Raw genomic sequence first — 19,568 nt, forward strand, 5'->3', positions numbered from 1 at the left:
GAATCAGTCCCCTGACTCAATACGCTACATAAGGCCCCACCGTTCCGGCAGCTGTGGCGCCTTCAATCGCGGTATACACCGAACGACCGAAGAAGAACGGCAATCCCCAGTCGAAATACGATGTGAAGGCCGGGCCACCGGCGAGATTGTTGAACGCCGTGTTGTTTGGATTCGACTGGAACAAGGCATCGGCATTGGCCACATTGAAATTCACCGTACTGCTGCGGCCGTTAATGCCGGTATTGACGACGCTGCGGCTCAATGTCGAAATCGGGCAATAGAACCCTTGGCTGACGCTGCAATTCGGAATCGTGCTGTCGGCAAAAAACAGACCGTTCGAGCCACTGTCGAAAAACGCCTGCATCACCGTGCCCTGGTACAGGGCGCTCAGGTTGCCCGAACTGTTCAGCGTGTATATGGTGGCGCTGCCTAACGCATTATTGGCTTGCGTGCCGATCCCGAAAATCAGCGTACCGGTTACCCCGGCGGCGCCGCTGCTGCCTATCGCCGGCAACTGAATCGCCGTCCCGTTATTATCCTGCGGAAAGGCCGCGACCGGATTGCCAACCTGTTTGGCAACACCCAGAGCCGCCGCCGCACATGTGCCACCAGGGCAGGTGTAGTACCAGCCTTCCAGCGCTTGCGAGGCGCAGGCACTGCCGCAATCCTGGGCAAAGGAACTGATCCCGATCACTCCGTTGGCACGGAATGCGGCTACCGTATTTTCCGCCACCAGGCTGCCCGAGCAACCACTCGGCACGTTGGGAAATGCGTTGTCGCCGATGATCTGGACCGATATTCCTTTGGCCACTTCGCCCGCCACACGCAAATCTGCCTGTTTGATCGAGCCCCAGCTATAGCCATCGGCAAAGCGCGCACACTCGGCGATCGCATTGCCGCCGGCGTCGGTGAGCGCTGGCAGTGCAGCCGTTCCCGACAGCACCGACGAGATGAGACGCAAACCGCTGGAGCCCGTGTCGACCAGGATGTGGTCGATGGTCTGGCATTGCGTGCTGCTGCCAGGCTGACAGATGGTTACCGAGACATACGGGGAATTCACTGCGCCGACCGATTGGCCGGACGAGGTGTTGGGTCCGCTATCAACCACGATCGACACAGAGTTTTGTACACTCGGGGCTACCACCGGCGGAGTAGTCGGCGTCGTACTAGCGCTGGAACCGCCACCGCCGCCGCAGGCAACTAACAACAGGCTGCTGAGCAGGCAAACAAGATACGTCAAAGGGCGCATGGTCATCTCCGGTCAGCGAATGTCGTCAGGGGTCACGCCTTGCGGCAACAAGGCCGGCACGTAGGCGCTGCCGGCAAATGAACGCATATGGCCACCGGAACGCAATACCAACTGATCGGACTGGATCGCTACCGCCCGTCGCCCGGCATGGGGCACGCTAGCCGCGGCAACGTACTGTTCTGAGTAGCTGCCTAGCAATTGCTGCAAATTAGGCATACTCGGGCCTTGCCAGCTCACCGCAAAGACAATGTTGTCGGCTGAAACGTATTCCTTGACCGTCGTGCCAGACGGCTCCAAGGTCTCACTGACCGAGTAACCGTTGTAATTGGTGACGCGCGCAGCTACCTTGGCGCGCACGCTGTCAGCTTGCGTGCTGCTGGCTTGAGGATTGCTGGCTTGTGCAGCACCAGGAGCGCCGCCGAGTGCGGCAAACGCCGGCAGCGACTGCGCCAGCAACATGGCGCATAGACAGGAAACGGGAAATCTCATGACTCACCTCTGTTCGATTGACAATGACCTTGTGAAATCATAACCGATGCCGCCGGGCAATTTACAAAGATGTTTTAGAATCTTTCCATGCCATTCTCATCGATGATGTGCTAGCAATTTCAATCCGCAACCATGACGGCAAGCCCTCAGATTAGGACACTTCAGCTCCGATTGACAAGGCGCGATCGCACGAAACCTATGTGCTCCCGCAACACATAAAACTGATCGGCAAAAGCCAACGGCATTTTCATGCGGTTCACCGCTTCCTCGATATGGTCAAGCCGCTTGAGCAGATGCGCCTGTTCCTCCGGCGTATGCGTCACCGCGGCACGTTCCAGCGCAATCAGGGTGCCATACCAGCGATAGATGCGCGACTTGATGCGCCAGCCATATAGCAGCGGCACCAGTTTGAAACCTGGTATCAGCAACAGGATGATCGGCAATACCACCACCAGCGTGCGATCAACCAGGCTGGCCAGCCAGAATGGCAAGGTGCGATAGAAGAAGCCTTTGCCGGATTTGTAATAGCGCGTGGCGTCGTCGCTGATACGGAATTCGTGGGCCAGTGGCGCCGGGAATTCGCCGGCGCGCTGCAGCACGTTGGCGCCGCCGTTGACTTCCTTGGCGGCATCAATCAACAGGTCCGATAGCGCCGGATGCAGATCCTCGCGCGCCACCAATTCGGCAGTCGGAGCGATCAAGCGCATGTCGCGATTTGGAATGTTCTTGCCGAAATCAAACATTCCTTTCGGAATCTGCAATTCGTTCAGATAGCTGAAACGTCGCGCATAGGCGCTGGCCTGGGCGAAATCGAGCAGCCGCACGCCGGGCGTGCGCAACAACTTGCCCATGGTCGGTGGCGACGCTGAATCGCCCATCAGAAAAGCCGCGTCAATCTTGCCGTCGGTCAGCGCCTGGCGGCCTCATCGCCGCCCATATCAAGTAGTTCGGTCTTGCCGCCCGGCTCAATGCCGTTTGCTTTCAGCAAGGTCAGCGCCAGCACGCGTGAACCGCTGCCTTGCAGGCCGATAGCGACACGCTTCCCCCCCAACTCGGACAAGCGATCGAGCACTTTATGGCCGCGATAGAACACCGACACCGGCACGTAGGCAACGCTGCCCAGTGACACGAGTTGATCGATCGGCATATCCCCTGCCACCCCTCCCTGCACAAAACCGACATCGACGCCGGAATTCGGATCGTTCAATTTGCGCAGGTTATCCAGTGACCCTTCCGATGTGACGATCTTCAGCTTGATGCCGTTGCGCGCCATGATCTTGCGGTATTTGTCGGCGGTATTCCAAAAGTTGCTGTGTTCCGGCCCGGTAGCGATGGTGATGGTTTTCGGTGGCGCCGGATGGATGAACCAGATTGCCAGCCACACCGCGATGATCGCCAGCAGCGCAATCGGCCCGAAGCTGATGGCCAGGTCGCGCCAGGAGATCGCAACGAAACGGGTCTTGATATTGATCGCAGACTGCTTTAGTTCAGCGGGATTAAGCGGAGTTGCCATGAGAATTAGTCTATCGTTGAAGAATTTGGCGTGATTGCCGGGACACGATTCACACTCTGACTCACTTTCCGCGCAAAGGCGCCAGCAGGTGCGTCAACGCATTGTGATCCAGTTCGTACATCAGGGCGATCAAACCGCCCAACTCGCCTGACGGGAAACCTTCGCGCGCAAACCAGGCCAGGTAATCACCAGGCAGGTCCGCCAGCAGCCGTCCCTTGTATTTCCCAAAAGGCATCTGACGCGTCACCAGCAGTTGTAAGTATTCGGGATTCATGTATTCGTTGTTGATAAGGGCCGAGGCCAGCGCGGGCGGCCAGAGGAAAATAAAAGCAATAAATAAAGCCAGTAAAGGCGCGTATTGTGCCAAAAATTCCTGACGTCATGCGATTTTGATTGAAATGGCGGCCTCCGCGCAATTGTCCGTGGCGGGCATCCGCAGCCAAAGGGAAAATCCTCTACACTGTCGACGGTCAGCCAATTTCCCTCCCATCGGCCCTGCATGCATATCACCAATACCACATCCGCCATCAACGCCGACATCCCGGCATTGGAATGCCGCGGCTTGCGCAAATCCTATGGACACGGCCGTGTAGTACTGCACCATCTGGATTTCACGTTAGCCGCCGGCGAATACGTTGCCATCATGGGCGATTCTGGGGTCGGCAAATCGACGCTGCTGAACCTGATCGCCGGCCTCGACAACGTCAACGGCGGCGCGATACTGATAGACGGCGTCGCCATGTCGAGCCTGGACGACGATGCCGCCACCCGTTTGCGCCGGCAAAAGCTCGGTTTCATTTTCCAGGCTTTCCACGTGCTGCCGCACCTTACCGTGCAGCAGAATGTCGCCCTGCCGCTGCTGCTCAACGACGAACCGCAGGCGCGTGCGCTGGAACTACTGGCAGCGGTCGGCCTGGATGGCCGCGGCAACGATTTCCCGCGCCAGTTGTCGGGTGGTGAAATGCAGCGGGTCGCCATCGCCCGCGCACTGGTGCACCGGCCGACGCTGATCCTGGCCGACGAGCCGACCGGCAATCTCGATCCCGATACTGCGCACGAAGTGCTGGCCCTGCTGCGCCAGGAAATCAAGGCCAACGGCGCCTCGGCCATCATGGTCACCCATTCGGCAGCGGCCGCAGCCAGCGCCGACCGCATCCTGCTGATGACTGCCGATGGCTTGCACCCGCTGCCGGCACAGAGTTGAACTGTTGATGCAAGCCGCCGATCCGACCACCAAGAAACCCGCTAATCCAATGCGCACTCTCGCGCGCTGGCTACTGCTGGGCGAATGGCGCGCCCATCCGGTACGGGCGCTGGTGGCAATTATCGCCATTGCACTTGGTGTGGCACTCGGCTACGGGGTCGAACTGATCAACGGCGCTGCCTTCAATGAATTTTCCGCCGCTGCGAGAAGTTTGTCCGGCCAATCCGATCTGCAGGTGCGCGGCGCACAAGGTTTATTCGACGAAAAAATCTATCCGCAACTGGCGACCCACGACGGCGTTGCGCTGGCCAGCCCGGCGCTGGAACTGGACGTCACCGTGCCCGGCCAGCACGCGCCACTCAAGGTGCTTGGCATCGATGTCATGCGCGCGGCACATATTGCGCCTGACCTGATCGGCGTGCCGGACAGCCAACGACCTTTCGACACTCTCGCCGACGATGCGATTTTTCTGTCCCCTGCTGCGCAGGAATGGCTGCAAGCGCAGCCGGGCGGACAACTGGCGCTGCAGAACGGCACCGGCATCGTTACCCTGCGGGTGGCCGGCGGCCTGGTGCGCGCACGGCCCGGGCAACGCATCGCAGTGATGGATATCGGCGCCGCCCAATGGCGCTTCCAGCGCCTTGGAAAATTGTCGCGCATCGACATCAAGCTGCAGCAAGGCGTTAATCGTTCCGCATTCAAACAGGCGTTGCAGGCACAGCTGGCGGACACCTTTCAAGTCTCGGAGAGCCAGGACCAGGACAGCCGCACCAACAACATGTCGCGCGCCTATCGCGTCAACCTCAGCGTGCTGGCGCTGGTAGCCCTGTTCACTGGCGCTTTCCTGGTGTTTTCGACCCAGGCGCTATCGGTCATCCGGCAGCGCCCGCAATTTGCGTTGCTGCGCGTGCTGGGCTGGCAGCGTGCCCAATTGCTGCGCCAGGTGCTGTTGGAAGGCAGCTTGCTCGGCGTACTGGGCGCCCTGCTGGGGCTGATGCTGGGTTATGCATTGGCGGCCACGGCGCTGCATTTTTTTGGCGGCGACCTCGGTGGAGGCTACTTCCGCGGTGTGCAGCCGAGCGTGCAGTTTGATTTGCCAGCTGCCCTATTTTTCTTCGCGCTCGGCACCGGCATTGCCCTGCTGGGCAGCCTGGCTCCGGCATTGGAAGCCGCACGTGCACGCCCGGCGGCAGCGTTGAAATCAGGCAGCGAAGAGGCCGCTCTGACCCGACTGGCAACTCCTTTTCCCGCACTGGCTTGCCTGTTGCTGGGCGGGCTGCTGACACAATTGCCGCCTGTGTTCGACCTGCCGGTATTCGGCTATATCGCAGTGGCGTTGCTGCTGATCGGCGGCATTGGGCTTATGCCACGCGTGGCCGCACTGGCTTTCACAGCGCTGCAAAGAGTGATGCTGGGACGTCATCTCAGTGCAGTGCCTACCTTGGCGTTGGCGCGCCTGGCCAACGTTCCCGGACAGGCTTCGATTGCGCTGGGCGGCGTGCTGTCGAGCTTCAGCCTGATTGTGGCCATGGCGATCATGGTCTCTAGTTTCCGCGTCTCGGTCGACGATTGGGTGCAACAGCTTCTGTCAGCGGATATTTATGTGCGCACCGCCGGGGGCGGTGAAACCGGCGCCATGGGCCCGACCGAACAGCAAGCGCTGGCCGCAGTGCCAGGCGTGGCGCACGCCACATTCCTGCGCAGCGCGAGCTTGGCCCTTGATCCGGCCAGGCCGCCGGTAACCCTGATCGCACGCATGATCGACGCCGGCGATCCGGGCCGCACCTTGCCGCTCAGCGGCGCACCGTTAACGCCGGCCGCCCTTGCTTCCGCCAGCGCTGCCGGCGCCCTGCCAATCTGGGTTTCTGAAGCAATGGTCGACTTGTATGGTTACCGGCTCGGCCAGCGTGTCATGCTGCCGATCGGCGGCCAGCGCCATGCCTTCGTGGTGGCTGGCATCTGGCGCGATTATGCGCGGCAGACCGGAGCGATTCAATTGCGCCTGTCTGACTATCAGCGACTCAGCGGCGACAACCAGGTCAGCGATGCCGCGCTTACCCTGCAACCAGGCGCCGATGCAAACACCGTTATCGGCGCCATGCGCCGCCTGCCGTTCGGCGCCGCGCTCGAGTTTTCCCAACCCGGAGACATCCGCGCCACCACCTTGAAGATTTTCGACCGCAGCTTTGCCGTCACCTACCTGTTGGAAATCGTGGCGATCGTGATCGGCCTGTTTGGCGTGGCCGCGACTTTTTCGGCACAAACCCTGGCGCGTACACGGGAATTCGGCATGTTGCGTCATGTTGGCATCACCCGCCGCCAGATACTGGCAATGCTGGCGCTGGAAGGCGGTTTGCTGACCGCGCTCGGCATGGCAGTCGGTTTCGTGCTCGGTTGGAGCGTCAGCCTGATCCTGGTATTCATCGTTAATCCGCAATCGTTTCATTGGACCATGGACTTGCACATGCCGTGGCGCGGCCTCGGCGCGGTGGCGCTGCTGCTGTTGCTGTCGGCCGGAGCCACGGCATTGCTGGCTGGGCTACGGGCAGTATCGATCGATGCGGTGCGTGCCGTGCGGGAGGATTGGTGACATGCACTTGAGATTACGCGACTGCTTGCTTGGTCTGCTTTTTTTATCGTTTGCGTCCCTATTGCAGGCTGCACCGCCGCAATTCGCGCAAGTAACGCCGCAGCGGCCATTGACGCTGCCTCATGATAGCGGCTCCCATCCCGACTTCCGCACCGAATGGTGGTACGCAACCGGATGGCTGGCGACGCCGGACGGCAAGCCGCTCGGATTCCAGATCACTTTCTTCCGATCCGCCACCGATCACGACCGCGCCAATCCCAGCGCCTTCGCCCCAGATCAACTGATCATCGCCCATGCTGCGCTGTCCGACCCTGCTGTCGGCAAACTGCTGCATGACCAGAAAAGTGCGCGCGCCGGCTTCGGCCTGGCCTATGCAAAAGAAGGCAACACCGATGTAGCCCTCGACAATTGGCGCCTGCTGCGCCAGGCCGACGGCAGCTACCACGCCAGGATCGACGCCAACGATTTCACGCTCGACATCAAACTGACGCCAACCCAGGCGCCGCTCTTGCAGGGCGACCGCGGCTATTCCCTCAAAGGACCGTTACCGACACAAGCCAGTTATTACTACAGCGAACCGCAGTTGCAGGTCAGCGGCAAGTTAAGCCGCGCCGGCCGCGAACAAACTGTTAGTGGCAGCGCCTGGCTCGATCATGAATGGTCAACCAGCGTGCTGGGCGCCGACGCCGTCGGCTGGGACTGGCTAGGCGCCAACCTGGACGACGGTTCGGCCTTGATGGCGTTCCAGATCCGCAACCGCAACGGTGAGCGGATCTGGTCCCATGCAACATTGCGCGACGCCAGCGGCAACGTCACTCAGTTCACCCCGGACCAGGTTGCATTCCAGCCGCAACGCAACTGGCGCTCGCCGCGCACCGATGCCAGCTATCCGGTGCAAGCCATGTTGCGCACCGGGGCTATCGATTGGCAATTGATCCCGTTGCAGGACGACCAGGAACTGGATTCACGCGGCTCAACCGGCTCGGTATATTGGGAAGGCGCAGTGACCGTCAAGCGCGACGGCAAGCGCACCGGGCGCGGGTATCTGGAATTGACCGGCTATCTAAAGCCGCTGAAATTCTAGGAACTGACGTATCGCGGCCGCATCTAGGCGCACGGAAAGCCGTTGTTGCTTTTCAAAAAACAAGTTATGGGCCACTATGTTGCCACTCTCTTACCTAAATGGAGTTTGACGATGAATGCACGCAGCATTCTTGATCATTGGCATGACACCGGCGCATTGGATCAACAAGGCTATCGCCAGGCCTTGCGTGCGCTGCATCTGGCGCCGGACGCTGCGCGCTGGCGTCAGCTTGCGGCACGCCTTCTGCTGATCGGCGGCGTGCTATGCGTGCTAGCCGGCACCCTGATGTTGTTCGCATCCAACTGGCTCGCCTGGCCGCGATTGGCGCGGGTCGGCGCCGCCGAAACCGGCTGGCTGGCCTTGCTAGTGTGGGCCTTCATGACGCGACCGGACAACCAAGCCCGACGCTGGGCGCTGTTTGCTGTCGCCACCATGACAGGCATCTGGCTAGCGGTAATCGGCCAGGCTTACCAGACTGGCGCAGATGCCTGGCAGTTGTTCGCACTGTGGGCTGCGCTAGCGCTGCCATGGGCGCTGCTCGCCAATTTCGCGCCATTGTGGGGCTTATGGATCGTCATCGTCTCGCTAGCGCTACAACTTTGGCTGCCGCACGCGCCGTGGCGCTCCGCCCTCTCGGCATGGGATCCGTTCGACAATGCCAACCTGCCTCTGATCGGCTTCTGGCTGGCCGCGCTGGCCGTTGCAGAATGGCGGCAAAACGCAGCTGCACCATGGACTGCGCGTATCCTGCCGCGCCTGTTGGGACTCGGATTGGCGCTGCTGCTGACAATCCAGGCCTGCATGATCCTGGCCGGCGAGCATCTGCATGCATTCGGTGAATATTCTCCGACTACTAACGGCCTGGTCCTGCTGCTGTGGCTGGCCTGCGTAGGCGCAGCGCTGTATTTCTATTCGCTGCGGCGCGACCTGTTGATGCTAGCCTTGCCGCTGTTTTCAGTGTGGGTCGCAGTGCTGGCCTGGATCGCCAATTTCACGCATGACAGTGGCTGGCTGTATCCGACAGCCTTGCTGGCCATCGGCGGCCTGGGCGGCATCGCCTGGTGGCTGCATGCACGGCACCGGCAATGGCAAACCGCATCGCGGTCGGCATTACAGGAGCTGGCGCCATGAGCCAATCAATCAATGAGCTTGCGGGCTGGGACAGCGTGATAGCTGGCTTGCGCGACAGCGGCGCGTTGCGCCAGGATGCCGCGCTGCCTGAGCACGATGACAGTCTGCCCTGGTCCGTGATGATCCTGCAAACCATTGCGGCCTGGATTACTGCCGCACTGCTGGTGGCGGCCGTGGTGGTGCCGGCCTTCATCGCCAGCAACGAAAGCGCGTGGCTGGTTTGCGGCGTGGTGCTGATGGCGCTTGCCATCGCCGTGATGCACTTCAACCAAAAATCGTTTTTCCTGCCGCAGATGGCGGTGCCAGTGGCGATTGCCGGCGCCGTGCTGGCCGGCTTTGGTCTCAAGCCGGATTCGTGGCAACTGACGACTTTCATACTGGCGCTGATCCTCTTCGCACTGGCCAGCCATCGCTTGCTGCGCTTCATTGCGGCCGGCGTCATGCTGGCGGTATTGTGGTACTGGATGACGCCATGGCTGGGACGCTATAGCTACAATCTGGAACAACCGACGGCCTGGGTCCGGCAACTTGCGCCGCTGCGCGACCTGCTGTTTTCGTTTGCGCTATGGTGGCTGTGGACACAGCCGCTGAACCGGCTCGGACTCGGCCCTGCGGTCTGGCAACCGCTGCGCCACGCGCTATTATGGTTCTGGCTGGGCGTGCAAGTGTGGCAGGCCATCTTTTGGCACACGCTGTTCGGCGCACCCGCCGACGCCGATCAATGGCTGGCGCCAAATACGCTCTGGTTGGCCCACCGCTTGCTCGACCTGCTGCCCTTGCTGCTGGCAGTGGCCGCGACACTGCGGCACTCCCCCGGATTGAGTGCCAGAATCTGGCCGCTGGCGGTGCTGCTACCTCTCTGCGTCTTGTCGCCGGCACTGGCGACTGCGGCGCTGGTGCTATGGATCGGCTTGGCCGAAGGTCGCAGCTACCTGACCGCGCTTGGCATTGCCGCTGCGCTGGCGGGCTTCGGCGCCTTCTATTACAACCTGAGCTGGCCATTGCTGCATAAAGGATTGCTGCTGATGGCGAGCGGCGCCCTGCTGTTGCTGGTGTGGCTGTTCATGTCGAGGAGAACACCATGAAACGCTGGCACCTCCCGGCTTTCGTCATTGCCGCCGTGGCTACGCTGCTGCTACTCAACGGCATCGTCTGGCAGCACGAGCAAACCCTAAAACATGGCCGCGCAGTTCTGCTGCAGTTGCGCCCGGTCGATCCACGTTCGTTGATGCAAGGCGATTACATGGCGCTCGACTATCAACTGACACAACAAGTCGGGCAATTGCTGTCGACCACCAATGCCACTGCCGGCGAAGGGCAAGCTTTAGCGGTCATGTTGCGCGCTGACGCAGACGGCGTCGCTCAGCTGCAGCGCATCGCCAAAGCCGGCGAACAAGCGCAAAGCGACGAAATCCTGTTACGCCTGAAATGGGAAAACAGCGGCGCTCGCTTGCCGAGCCAAAGTTACTTCTTCGCTGAAGGAGAAGGCGCACGTTTCGCCAAAGCCCGCTATGCCATATTCCGGGTGGCGAATGACGGTACCGCATTGCTATCCGGCCTTGCCGATGAGCAGCACCTGCCGATTGCCGATCGAATCGATAAATCAGGCGTGTCCCAGGCTGGCGCCCGTGGCTCGTAACCCAAAGAAACGCAGTGAAACATTTACCGCAACGCAATACTTGAGCTATTATTAACATTTCCTCTTTTACAAAAAATATGAAACGTTCTCAAATAGCCATCGCCGTCAGCGTCGTCGTACTTGCGTGGGTTGCCGTAGTTCCGGGTCTGGTCGGCATGCGCGCCGAAGCCGAACTAGGCAAAATCGATCAGGACGGGTTGAGCACCAGTTCCCTGCCGATCAGTGCCAAGCTAGCCTCGTTCCAGCGCGGCTGGTTCTCGTCGACAGCCAAGACCGAGTATGCGATTTCAATGGGTGCACAGCCAATCCGCCTGGCGGTAACGCATCAGATCAATCAGTTCGCCATTCCGTTTTACCGTTGGGCCAAGATCACGCACACAATTGCGCTGGTCGATGACAAGGGAGTGGAAACGCCGTTGCCGGTCAAGCTCGACGCCAGCACCGACAAGCTGTTCTTCGGCGGCCTGTCGACCAATGTTGCTGCGCCGGAAATCAATTGGCAAAACCAGGAAGGCCTGCATATCGTTGGCAAAAACCTGAACTTGAACTTCCATGGGAAAAGCGGTGAAACGCAAAATACGAACTCAACCTGCCATCCCTCAGCGCCACTACTGCGGCCACTCAGATCAACGTCAATCTGAGCAATCTCAATCTGAGCGGCACCTACAAGGATGAAAAGAGCGCCACCGATACCTGGAAACAGGACGGCCGCATCAAGCTGGACAGTGTCGAGGCAACCAGAAACGGTAACGCCTTCCTGAAACTGCAAAACCTGGTCTTGGATACCGACCTGAAAGACCACGGCAACAATTTCGATCTGGTCTACCAGACCAAGATCGACAAGAGCCTGTTCGGCGATGCCAATGGCGTTGTCGCCGACGACATCCACTTCGACTTTTCCTACCTCAATCTGAACAAGGATGCGCTGCTGAAAATCCAGGCAGCTTCCAAGGCGTTCTATGAAGATATGGCAAAAACCCAGCCAGCTGCCGGCGCAGATGCTGCCGCAGTTGCAGCGGCGGGTGACGATAGCACCGACGCCAAGCTGGCCCAGCAAAAGGCGCATATGGCCGTGCTGATGCAGCACGCTGGCGAACTGGTCGCCAGCTCGCCAGGCTTCCGCATCGATCGCCTCAGCCTGAAGACACCTAACGGCGACGTAGCCGGCAACTTTGAGGTCAACCTGGATGGTAAAGGCCTGGCGCCGGACGCGTTGAAGGGCGACAACGTGATGGCGCTGCTGAAGGAAAGAATTTCCGGCAAAGGTTCGCTGACGCTCGCGCGTGACGTGTTCCTCAATGCATTCGAACAGAAAAATGCCGCAGCGCCCGCCCAGCGGCAAATGAAGGAAAACCAGTTGAAGATGTATGTCGACCAAGGCTATATCAAGGACGACGGCAAGCAATTGTCGCTGGAATCGACATTCGGTCCGCAAGGTGTCGCCATCAACGGCAAGCGCATCATGTAACTCCGACTTGCCGAAGAAAGACGAAAATCAGCCCTGCCCGGTTATTGCAACCCGGCGGGGCTTTTCTCAGGTGCGTCGTTTTTTAGGCTTTCATCGTTTTCGGTGTACACCTCGACGATTGCATCCGCCACCGCACGCACCCGCGCCGTGCGGTTCAGGTCGCCATGCAATACCAACCAGACATCATACGCTTCAGTGCGGTGCGGCCAGATGCGCACAAGTTGCGGATCGAGATCGGCCATGTGGATCGGCAACTCGCCAATACCAAGCCCTGCGCGCACTCCCTCAATCAGCATCAGGCCGGAATTGACTTCCAGCGCAACGCGCGCGTTCCCTATCGACTCGCCGCACAAGGCCTCACTCTGGGATGGCGAAATACTGCTCTGATAGATCACCAAATCGTGTCCAGCCAGCGCCGTATCGGGTTGCGGTTCGCCGTGCGTCTTCAGATAACTTTTAGAGGCGTACAAACCCACTTCGCGTCGCGTCAGGTGACGCGAAATCAGATCCGGACTGCTGGGACGCAAGGTGCGTACCGCCAGGTCCGCTTCACGCCGGGTCAGGTTCGATAACTGGGTGGAAGTACTCATTACCACCCGGATATCGGGATGCAATGCGCGCAGGCGCTGCAACGCAAGGAACAGATAGTGCTTGGCCATAGTGTCGGTGGCCGCTACCCGCACCACGCCGCAGAGGCGATCGTCGATGCCCTGCATCTGCCGCTGCAGCTGATCGGCCGCCAGCTCCATACGCTCCGCCGCGGTAAAGGCCAATTCCCCGGCCGGGGTCGGCACATAGCCAGCGGGCGTACGCAAGAACAGGCGCGCACCGAGCGATTGCTCCATCGCGGCCAGTCGTCGCCCGACGGTAGCCTGGTCGACTTGCAGCAAAGTTGCCGCGCCACGCAGGGTGCCGACGCGATAAATGCCGAGGAAAATCCTGGCGTTATCCCAATCCATGTTCTTTCCAGTCTTGCCTGTCAGCGCTTGTCGAAAGTTTCGTAGACGCAGCTGATGTCGGCGATGCAAACAAAATAAGCATGATGCATTTTTGCATCTATGCGCCGAAATTATACGGCTTTATTACATCACTGGCGGACACTATGATGCTGGTTTGGCGCACTGCCGCACCAGCTATCCAGGAGAAATACGTCATGTCCGCCCCCTGCCCCATTCCGGCCAAGCCGTCCGCAGCCACCCATCCCACCACGCCCGGCCTGCTGCCATTGATCACGCTGGCTATCGGTTTCGTGATGGCGATGCTGGATGTGACGGCCGTCAACGTCGCCCTGTCCGACATTTCGCATAGCCTGTCAACGCCGCTCAGCGGCTTGGTCTGGGTGGTCGATGGCTACACGTTGACGTTTGCGGCACTATTGCTGGTTGGCGGTGCGCTGGCCGACCGCTACGGCGCCAAGGTGATCTACCTGACGGGCCTGGCAGTGTTCATGGTTGGTTCCTTGTTTTGCGGCGCCGCCCCTAGCGGTAATGCACTGATCGCCGCCCGCATGCTGCAGGGCGTCGGCTCGGCGCTCTTCATGCCGAGCTCGCTGAGTTTGCTGACCCACGCTTATGAAGACGATCGCGTCCGCGCCCGCATGCTCGGCACCTGGTCCGCCATCGTAGCGGTGGCGGCAGCAATGGGGCCGCTGGTGGGTGGCATACTGGTCGACCGCTTCGGCTGGCGCAGCGTATTCCTGATCAACGTTCCGGTCGGGCTGCTCGGCATGTTCATGGCGCACATGCTGATTCCCGCCGCCCCTAAACACTGGCGTGCATTGACCATTTTCAGCCATGCGTTGGGCATTACCGCGCTGGCCGCCCTGTGCTTCGCGCTGATCGAAGGCCCGGTTTATGGGTGGACCTCGGCGCCGATCCTGACGGCGGCAGCTGTGTTGCTGATTGCCGCCGGCGCCCTGGTGCAGCGCGAACGACGCGGCGCCGAGCCACTGCTACCGCGCGCACTGTTCGCCACGCCGCGCTTTGCCGCTTCCAACCTGATCGGCTTCCTGATCAATTTCGGTGTCTTCGGCCAGTTGTTCCTGCTCAGCCTGTACCTGCAGCAAGCACGCGGCAGCGATGCGCTGCACACCGGCATGCAGTTGTTGCCGATGATGGCGGTGTTCTCTTTCGGGAATCTGCTGTCGGGTCGCATCACCGTGCGCTGGGGTACCCGTGTACCGATGCTCGGCGGCTTGCTGCTGGCGACCTTGATGGCTGTCGTGCTGACCACCACCACGTCGCACACGCCCTACCCACTGTTCGCGCTGGGCGTAGCCATCGCCAACTGGGGCGTCGGCATCGCGATTCCGGCGATGACGACCACCGTCATGCAAGTCGCCGGACGCAGTCACGCCAACAGCGCGGCCGCAGCATTGAACGCCAATCGTCAGATCGGCGCGCTGGTCGGCGTCGCCATTGTCGGCAGTATCCTGCATGCCGTCACGACCTGGGATAGCCGCATGCCATTTGCCTTCAGCGTCATCGGATTATCGTATTGCGCGGCGGCGCTGCTGGTCTGGCGTTTCATCAGTGGACCGGCCAAATAAGATAGAAAAAGTCCCGGCATGCATTGCGTGCATATCGGTAACTGTGTCCCCGTCACACCAGGATGGACCTTGATTGCGTTGTTGTCGGCTTGTGGATTTCGTTGACGCCGCCACAGGCCTTTAACTTACAGCGGAATTTGAATAACGTCTGAAAGATGATACATTTGAGATATCACCTTTCTCACCACGGTCTCGGTCCAACCTGATGTTTTTCTTCTTGGGAGACGCATGAAAATCCACCTCTACGTTCACTTCCATTTCTGGCCCCGTTTTTCGCCACAATGATTCTGGCCGGCTGCGTCATGCAACCGCCACAATCCAGCATGCGCAGCAGCTATACCCCGCCTCCGCGCAGCAGCGCACCGGTACAACAGGAAGCGCCGGTATCGCTGTCTGAATCGCTCGACCCATCCGAACAGATCGTTGACATGCCGCCGCAATCGGGCGGTCGGAAAAACGGCGAGTTATCGGATCTGGTGGAACGCATGGCGAGGAAAAACGCCTGCACGCCGGCAACTGGCGCGACACTGATCGCCAAGACCAGCGGCGCCGAAACCTACCAAGTCAGTTGCCAGGATGGCCAGCAGCAGATCTACAAGTGTGAACTGCGGCAATGCCGCATGATGAACTGAATCCACATCGACGGGCGGCTTCTATGAAAACAGCATTGGGAATACTTGCCATCATTTCGCTGCTGACGGGCTGCGCGTTTCCAAACCTGAAGTGCGACGATCCCGATGTCCGGCCAGCATGGTGCGATGATACCGGCGGCATGATTGGCGGCTCGCATTCCAAATGAGGCGTGAGCCGCCGATTATTTTTGCTAAAACTGGTGTGACCGTAGCCTCAAACGGGAGGCGCGGCGACAAACTCCGCCAATTGCTCGGCTTGCTCGGAAAATGCCTGCAGCAACGGATGATCTGCAACCTTGACTAAGCCCGGCAGCATCATCTGCGTGAACTGCCACGCCACCGCAACTGATACACCAGCTTGATTGATGTTGTTGCTGTCCACTGCCAAAGGCTTGCTGCGCAGTTCCTGCTCCAGAGCCTGATAGGCGGCAAACAACTGCCCTGCACGCGATCAACCCAAGGTTCGTGTTGTTTCTCGGCCGGCCGCAGGTTGCGCTCATAAACAATCTGCACACTCTTCTCGCAAGCCGCCAGCGACAGGCCGATCACGCGCAATACATGCTGGCGCTCGCCAATAGCGGCGGGCATCAGGCTCTTGCGCGGCGCAGCCAGCGCTTCGGCATAATCCAGGATCAGGCTGGATTCCATTAACACCTCGCCATCGTCGCATACCAGCGAAGGCGCTTTGACCACAGGATTGATTTGGCGGAATTGTTCGAAGGTGCTGAACACCGAAATAGAACGATGCTCGAACGGAATGCCAAGCAGTTGCAAAGATATCGCGACACGGCGAACGTAAGGTGAATCGAGCATACCGATGAGCTGCATGTTTTTCCCTTTGGTTATATAGGACCGGTATGCGTCAAACGCTTGTCGGACGCCATCGCCTGGTCAAATTTATCAGAGGGAAATCCTAGCATGAAAATACCAGGATGATTTGGCACCGACGTGCATAGATGCACTTTGCTGGCCTTGCGCCGTCTAGCTTTGCGAATCGATCCAGATCCGCGCCCATTCATCACCGAGATAGAGCGCCTCGGCTGCGCTAACCGTCGCAACTGGCGGTTCAAACGTTTGTTCAATTGCCCGATCCGGGCCTGAGTTTGCGACGATGACGATCACCACGCCGAACGTGCCGTTGACGTGCACGCTGATTTTCGGCGTGTACCTGAAATTCCCATACTCGCATTGCGCAGCGAACGGCATAACTTTAGCAATAAGAATTCAAACTCGATTACTCCACCACGGTTCGACTCGATACCGTCCGGAACAGCGCGCAATTGCATCATGCTTCTTGCGGCTCGCGCTTGCTGGGAGCGGAGTAGATATCAATGCATTTGAACGTATCCGCATACTGCTTCGGATCACCGCCCGCTTCCAGGCATTTCTTGAACTCGACCGCCTCGCCAGTGCTGTCGAACTCGTAAGCCAGTCCTTTAAAAATGACGGTCGCATCATTAAGCCTTACCATTACTGTCTCCTTAATCTAGCGTTGAAAAGGAAGGGCCATCGTCGCATGCCTGAAAGTATTGTTTTCCCCGTTATTGCAAGGAAAAGTAACCCCACTTGCCGCAGCCGATGCGCGGAAAAAAATGGCATGTCCAAAGCAGTCGCAATAGCAGCAACGACGATGGCACGCCAGTCCAGCCAGCCCTTATGATCTGATCGATATTACGCTTTTTGGTGGTTCCTGCTGAACTGTCAAATTTGGCAGTTGGTTGCCTGTCCGCAGGATCTTCTTCGGGACAGGCAGGCAAGTTGTCGCAAGCTGCCGCGGCACCAGCCTCATTCACTGTTGTCCATCGCTGAGCATCTGTCAAACCCCGAAATGTTATTTCTTTGTTGCTGCCTGCCCCCCTTGTAAACGAAAAAAAGCCCTGACATGATCAGGGCTTTGCTTTCATGCGCCAACGCGCGGGATGGTAGCGTTAACAGATCGTGATTACTGCACTTTTTCCGGTGTCGCTTCAGTTGTTGGCGCCGCTTCGGCTTCCTTCGGCGCAGCTTCTTCGACGATCTGGTAGGACGGATCGCGCACCCAGCGGCTCAAATCCTTGCCGATCGCGGCAGCGCTGCGGTCGAGGATCGAGCAGGTTCCCTTGAAGCCGCCGAACATGCCGCCCATCGACCAGCGATTGATCTTGGTATGCCGAATGACCTTGCCGCTGGCATCCAGCAAATCGGCATTGACGGTAATGGCTTTCGGCCGCTCCAGGCACCGCCGCCGACGCCCAGTACGTGGGTGATTTGCAGGCGCAACAGATTTGCCCGGCGGTATCGCTTCCACTTGGAATGGTGCCGTCGCCGGCTTTATTCATTTTCGCCAGCACCGGGCCAACGCGATGCGACAACATGCTTTCGATCTGGCACTCTTCCTTCACCTTGGCTACCACGCCGGCATCGGGATGATAGGTGACAGGAACTTCCAGTAGCGTATTGCCACCATCGGCAAACGCTGCCGCGCCATAACTCAACAGGCCAATCAGGATTAGTTTTTTCATCAAAATTTCCAGGTAGTGAGATAAATATCTTGCGATTGATGCGCGGCACGAATTGTACCTAATTTACAAGATGACACTAGTTCTTCCTGGAAATAAATATTGGTTTTAAGAAAACATTACGACAATCTGCCCTATCGCGCCCTAGAGGCGGGATGTTTTGCTTACTGACGCACCCTCGAGCGTATAGACTCCGCAAAACTCTTCAGGTCGTTGGCGGCCAGGTCGGACACTGTCCAGTACTCCATGCCATCCCAAGTCCAGCGCACCATGTGATAACCCCGGAAATTCTGCTGCTGAGGAGCGACATCCTTGCCGGTGCTAGGCCAGATGTAGAGATTGATGGGGTGTTGCTGACGACGGTAGATGAGTGCGGCTACAGGCTTGCCGTCGAGATAATCGAGACGGCCGCCGATCAGCGGAAATCCCTGTTGTGCCAGGTCAACGACCGGCGGTGCAAAATTCAGCTTGCCGTTGAACCAAGGCTTCACGGTGTGCTGATCGGTCGATGCCACATCCGACAAATGATCGACCTGCAATGAACGCACATGACTTGCAATCACCTCCTCCACCAGCCTGTCATCGGCCGAGGGCACGCTAAGATACATGCCGACGCTCCCGGCCAGCGCCAACACGGTCGCCATTACCGCGACGGGCATTGACCAGTTGATGGCCCCGTTGAGGCGAAGCCAGTTAAAGCGTCGCGACGGTTGCGGACGATCATCCGGCGGCAAGGCAGCATTGATGCGCGCAGCCAGATGCGCAGGGGCATCGAAATACGCCACTTCCTTCTTGAAGCGTTCGCTGATGATGCGCTGCGCCGCATATTCCCGGCGGCAATCATCGCAACCATCCAGATGGCGTTCCATGGCCAATGTCTCGACGATGCCAAGCTCCATATCGACATAGGCCGGCATCAGCTCCAAGGCTTCCTTGTGGTCCATCATCACTCCCGATCCGCGGGCGCAAGGATCTGCGCCAGCAATCTGCGTCCGCGCCCAAGGCGCGACATGACCGTGCCGATGGGAATTCCCACGATAGCGGCGATTTGCTTGTAGGACAGCTCTTCCAGTTCACGCATCACCATCACCTCTCTAAATTCCAGCGGCAACGCCCCAAGCGCTTGCTGCAACAACCGTTCGCTGTCCTTCTGCATCAGCAGATGCTCCGGATTATCGTCGGCACGCGCCAGCGCAGCGGCACCTGTCTGCTCGAAACTGTGGAACTCCTCGTCGAACAGCGGCCCCCGGTGCTGAGAATGATTCTCCTGATACCAGTTGTAGAACGTATTGCGCACAATCGTCAGCAGCCAGGCACGGCCATCTTCGCCATGGAAGCCATCGAAAAACTTGAAGGCGCGCAAGTAAGCCTCCTGCACAACATCCTCCGCGTCCTGGCGGCTATGCGTGAGCCAGCAGGCCAGGTTGAATGCCGAGTTCAGGTGCGGCAGCACCACTGCTTGAAAGCGCTTTGTTTTTGTTGATTCGATCATTCAGGCGTTTCCAGGTTCCATGCACACGAGA

General features: G+C 59.2%; 20 protein-coding genes and 2 pseudogenes. 11 read left to right on the forward strand and 11 right to left on the reverse strand.

The features are described 5' to 3' along the window. Nucleotides 1-16: 16 nt before the first annotated feature. From CAter10_RS12040 to CAter10_RS12055, 4 genes and pseudogenes are all read right to left on the reverse strand, one after another. Nucleotides 17-1,249 (reverse strand): DUF3443 domain-containing protein, encoded by a 1,233-nt coding sequence (locus tag CAter10_RS12040; RefSeq protein WP_061537243.1) that lies wholly within the window; start codon nucleotides 1,247-1,249, stop codon nucleotides 17-19. A gap of 12 nt (nucleotides 1,250-1,261) precedes the next feature. Then, nucleotides 1,262-1,738, reverse strand: coding sequence for a DUF2844 domain-containing protein (locus tag CAter10_RS12045; RefSeq protein WP_082797886.1), 477 nt, complete (start codon nucleotides 1,736-1,738; stop codon nucleotides 1,262-1,264). 161 nt (nucleotides 1,739-1,899) lie between these two features. Beyond that, nucleotides 1,900-3,251, reverse strand: a pseudogene (locus tag CAter10_RS12050) (TAXI family TRAP transporter solute-binding subunit). Between the two features lie 61 nt (nucleotides 3,252-3,312). Continuing rightward, a complete protein-coding gene (locus CAter10_RS12055) occupies nucleotides 3,313-3,525 on the reverse strand; it encodes a DUF3820 family protein (RefSeq protein WP_061535316.1) in 213 nt (70 codons plus the stop codon). Between the two features lie 225 nt (nucleotides 3,526-3,750). Here CAter10_RS12055 and CAter10_RS12060 point away from each other — a divergent pair, with 225 nt between their 5' ends. From CAter10_RS12060 to CAter10_RS23955, 8 genes are all read left to right on the forward strand, one after another. Continuing rightward, nucleotides 3,751-4,455, forward strand: coding sequence for an ABC transporter ATP-binding protein (locus CAter10_RS12060; RefSeq protein ID WP_061533594.1), 705 nt, complete (start codon nucleotides 3,751-3,753; stop codon nucleotides 4,453-4,455). A gap of 7 nt (nucleotides 4,456-4,462) precedes the next feature. Then, nucleotides 4,463-7,045 (forward strand): ABC transporter permease, encoded by a 2,583-nt coding sequence (locus CAter10_RS12065; RefSeq protein WP_061533595.1) that lies wholly within the window; start codon nucleotides 4,463-4,465, stop codon nucleotides 7,043-7,045. 1 nt (nucleotide 7,046) lies between these two features. Further along, complete coding sequence (locus tag CAter10_RS12070; RefSeq protein ID WP_061533596.1) at nucleotides 7,047-8,129, forward strand: lipocalin-like domain-containing protein; 1,083 nt, start codon at nucleotides 7,047-7,049, stop codon at nucleotides 8,127-8,129. A gap of 111 nt (nucleotides 8,130-8,240) precedes the next feature. After that, nucleotides 8,241-9,260 (forward strand): DUF2157 domain-containing protein, encoded by a 1,020-nt coding sequence (locus tag CAter10_RS12075; RefSeq protein ID WP_061533597.1) that lies wholly within the window; start codon nucleotides 8,241-8,243, stop codon nucleotides 9,258-9,260. Then, nucleotides 9,257-10,345, forward strand: a complete 1,089-nt coding sequence (locus CAter10_RS12080; protein ID WP_061533598.1) for a DUF4401 domain-containing protein — start codon at nucleotides 9,257-9,259, stop codon at nucleotides 10,343-10,345. The genes CAter10_RS12075 and CAter10_RS12080 overlap by 4 nt, the downstream gene beginning before the upstream one ends. After that, nucleotides 10,342-10,899 (forward strand): GDYXXLXY domain-containing protein, encoded by a 558-nt coding sequence (locus CAter10_RS12085; protein ID WP_061533599.1) that lies wholly within the window; start codon nucleotides 10,342-10,344, stop codon nucleotides 10,897-10,899. The genes CAter10_RS12080 and CAter10_RS12085 overlap by 4 nt, the downstream gene beginning before the upstream one ends. A 77-nt stretch (nucleotides 10,900-10,976) precedes the next feature. Next, nucleotides 10,977-11,540, forward strand: coding sequence for a DUF945 family protein (locus CAter10_RS23950; protein WP_061533600.1), 564 nt, complete (start codon nucleotides 10,977-10,979; stop codon nucleotides 11,538-11,540). Next, nucleotides 11,525-12,367 carry a DUF945 family protein gene (locus CAter10_RS23955; RefSeq protein WP_250637118.1) on the forward strand — a complete coding sequence of 281 codons (843 nt, stop codon included), beginning with the start codon at nucleotides 11,525-11,527 and terminating at the stop codon, nucleotides 12,365-12,367. Before CAter10_RS23950 ends, CAter10_RS23955 begins: the two co-directional genes overlap by 16 nt. A 41-nt stretch (nucleotides 12,368-12,408) precedes the next feature. Here the strand turns inward: CAter10_RS23955 and CAter10_RS12100 are convergent, their stop codons facing one another. Then, nucleotides 12,409-13,326 carry a LysR family transcriptional regulator gene (locus CAter10_RS12100; protein WP_061533602.1) on the reverse strand — a complete coding sequence of 306 codons (918 nt, stop codon included), beginning with the start codon at nucleotides 13,324-13,326 and terminating at the stop codon, nucleotides 12,409-12,411. Between the two features lie 194 nt (nucleotides 13,327-13,520). Here CAter10_RS12100 and CAter10_RS12105 point away from each other — a divergent pair, with 194 nt between their 5' ends. The 3 genes from CAter10_RS12105 to CAter10_RS22860 all read left to right on the forward strand — a co-directional run bounded on the left by CAter10_RS12105 (nucleotide 13,521) and on the right by CAter10_RS22860 (nucleotide 15,714). Beyond that, nucleotides 13,521-14,915 carry an MFS transporter gene (locus CAter10_RS12105; protein WP_061535317.1) on the forward strand — a complete coding sequence of 465 codons (1,395 nt, stop codon included), beginning with the start codon at nucleotides 13,521-13,523 and terminating at the stop codon, nucleotides 14,913-14,915. 302 nt (nucleotides 14,916-15,217) lie between these two features. Next, nucleotides 15,218-15,547: a hypothetical protein gene (locus CAter10_RS12110; RefSeq protein WP_128083062.1), complete on the forward strand. Its 330-nt coding sequence runs from the start codon at nucleotides 15,218-15,220 to the stop codon at nucleotides 15,545-15,547. Between the two features lie 23 nt (nucleotides 15,548-15,570). Further along, nucleotides 15,571-15,714, forward strand: a complete 144-nt coding sequence (locus CAter10_RS22860; RefSeq protein ID WP_156477114.1) for a hypothetical protein — start codon at nucleotides 15,571-15,573, stop codon at nucleotides 15,712-15,714. A gap of 47 nt (nucleotides 15,715-15,761) precedes the next feature. Here CAter10_RS22860 and CAter10_RS12115 read toward each other — a convergent pair. The 6 genes and pseudogenes from CAter10_RS12115 to CAter10_RS12145 all read right to left on the reverse strand — a co-directional run bounded on the left by CAter10_RS12115 (nucleotide 15,762) and on the right by CAter10_RS12145 (nucleotide 19,537). Further along, nucleotides 15,762-16,375: pseudogene (locus CAter10_RS12115) on the reverse strand (glutathione S-transferase). Between the two features lie 153 nt (nucleotides 16,376-16,528). Beyond that, a complete protein-coding gene (locus tag CAter10_RS12120; protein ID WP_061533604.1) occupies nucleotides 16,529-16,753 on the reverse strand; it encodes a hypothetical protein in 225 nt (74 codons plus the stop codon). Nucleotides 16,754-16,832: 79 nt separating this feature from the next. Next, nucleotides 16,833-17,018, reverse strand: coding sequence for a hypothetical protein (locus CAter10_RS12125; RefSeq protein ID WP_061533605.1), 186 nt, complete (start codon nucleotides 17,016-17,018; stop codon nucleotides 16,833-16,835). A 471-nt stretch (nucleotides 17,019-17,489) separates the two neighbouring features. Next, nucleotides 17,490-17,834 carry a hypothetical protein gene (locus CAter10_RS23625; RefSeq protein WP_236905333.1) on the reverse strand — a complete coding sequence of 115 codons (345 nt, stop codon included), beginning with the start codon at nucleotides 17,832-17,834 and terminating at the stop codon, nucleotides 17,490-17,492. 375 nt (nucleotides 17,835-18,209) lie between these two features. Next, entirely contained in the window at nucleotides 18,210-18,989 is a 780-nt protein-coding gene (locus CAter10_RS12140; protein WP_164840486.1) for an anti-sigma factor family protein, read from the reverse strand. A gap of 2 nt (nucleotides 18,990-18,991) precedes the next feature. Beyond that, the gene (locus CAter10_RS12145; protein WP_061533608.1) at nucleotides 18,992-19,537 is read right to left on the reverse strand and encodes a sigma-70 family RNA polymerase sigma factor; all 546 of its coding nucleotides are present in this window, start codon (nucleotides 19,535-19,537) and stop codon (nucleotides 18,992-18,994) included. Nucleotides 19,538-19,568: the final 31 nt, after the last annotated feature.

The sequence above is a fragment of the Collimonas arenae genome (genome assembly GCF_001584165.1).
GTDB classification, from domain to species: domain Bacteria; phylum Pseudomonadota; class Gammaproteobacteria; order Burkholderiales; family Burkholderiaceae_D; genus Collimonas; species Collimonas arenae.

Excerpts from the sequence above, each read along its gene's own strand:
- CAter10_RS12040 (WP_061537243.1), bottom strand. The coding sequence starts at position 1,249 with ATGCGCCCTTTGACGTATCTTGTTTGCCTGCTCAGCAGCCTGTTGTTA.
- CAter10_RS12045 (WP_082797886.1), bottom strand. The coding sequence starts at position 1,738 with ATGAGATTTCCCGTTTCCTGTCTATGCGCCATGTTGCTGGCGCAGTCG.
- CAter10_RS12055 (WP_061535316.1), bottom strand. The coding sequence starts at position 3,525 with ATGAATCCCGAATACTTACAACTGCTGGTGACGCGTCAGATGCCTTTT.
- CAter10_RS12060 (WP_061533594.1), top strand. The coding sequence starts at position 3,751 with ATGCATATCACCAATACCACATCCGCCATCAACGCCGACATCCCGGCA.
- CAter10_RS12065 (WP_061533595.1), top strand. The coding sequence starts at position 4,463 with ATGCAAGCCGCCGATCCGACCACCAAGAAACCCGCTAATCCAATGCGC.
- CAter10_RS12070 (WP_061533596.1), top strand. The coding sequence starts at position 7,047 with ATGCACTTGAGATTACGCGACTGCTTGCTTGGTCTGCTTTTTTTATCG.
- CAter10_RS12075 (WP_061533597.1), top strand. The coding sequence starts at position 8,241 with ATGAATGCACGCAGCATTCTTGATCATTGGCATGACACCGGCGCATTG.
- CAter10_RS12080 (WP_061533598.1), top strand. The coding sequence starts at position 9,257 with ATGAGCCAATCAATCAATGAGCTTGCGGGCTGGGACAGCGTGATAGCT.
- CAter10_RS12085 (WP_061533599.1), top strand. The coding sequence starts at position 10,342 with ATGAAACGCTGGCACCTCCCGGCTTTCGTCATTGCCGCCGTGGCTACG.
- CAter10_RS23950 (WP_061533600.1), top strand. The coding sequence starts at position 10,977 with ATGAAACGTTCTCAAATAGCCATCGCCGTCAGCGTCGTCGTACTTGCG.
- CAter10_RS12100 (WP_061533602.1), bottom strand. The coding sequence starts at position 13,326 with ATGGATTGGGATAACGCCAGGATTTTCCTCGGCATTTATCGCGTCGGC.
- CAter10_RS12105 (WP_061535317.1), top strand. The coding sequence starts at position 13,521 with ATGTCCGCCCCCTGCCCCATTCCGGCCAAGCCGTCCGCAGCCACCCAT.
- CAter10_RS12110 (WP_128083062.1), top strand. The coding sequence starts at position 15,218 with ATGCAACCGCCACAATCCAGCATGCGCAGCAGCTATACCCCGCCTCCG.
- CAter10_RS22860 (WP_156477114.1), top strand. The coding sequence starts at position 15,571 with ATGAAAACAGCATTGGGAATACTTGCCATCATTTCGCTGCTGACGGGC.
- CAter10_RS12120 (WP_061533604.1), bottom strand. The coding sequence starts at position 16,753 with ATGCCGTTCGCTGCGCAATGCGAGTATGGGAATTTCAGGTACACGCCG.
- CAter10_RS12125 (WP_061533605.1), bottom strand. The coding sequence starts at position 17,018 with ATGGTAAGGCTTAATGATGCGACCGTCATTTTTAAAGGACTGGCTTAC.
- CAter10_RS12140 (WP_164840486.1), bottom strand. The coding sequence starts at position 18,989 with ATGGACCACAAGGAAGCCTTGGAGCTGATGCCGGCCTATGTCGATATG.
- CAter10_RS12145 (WP_061533608.1), bottom strand. The coding sequence starts at position 19,537 with ATGATCGAATCAACAAAAACAAAGCGCTTTCAAGCAGTGGTGCTGCCG.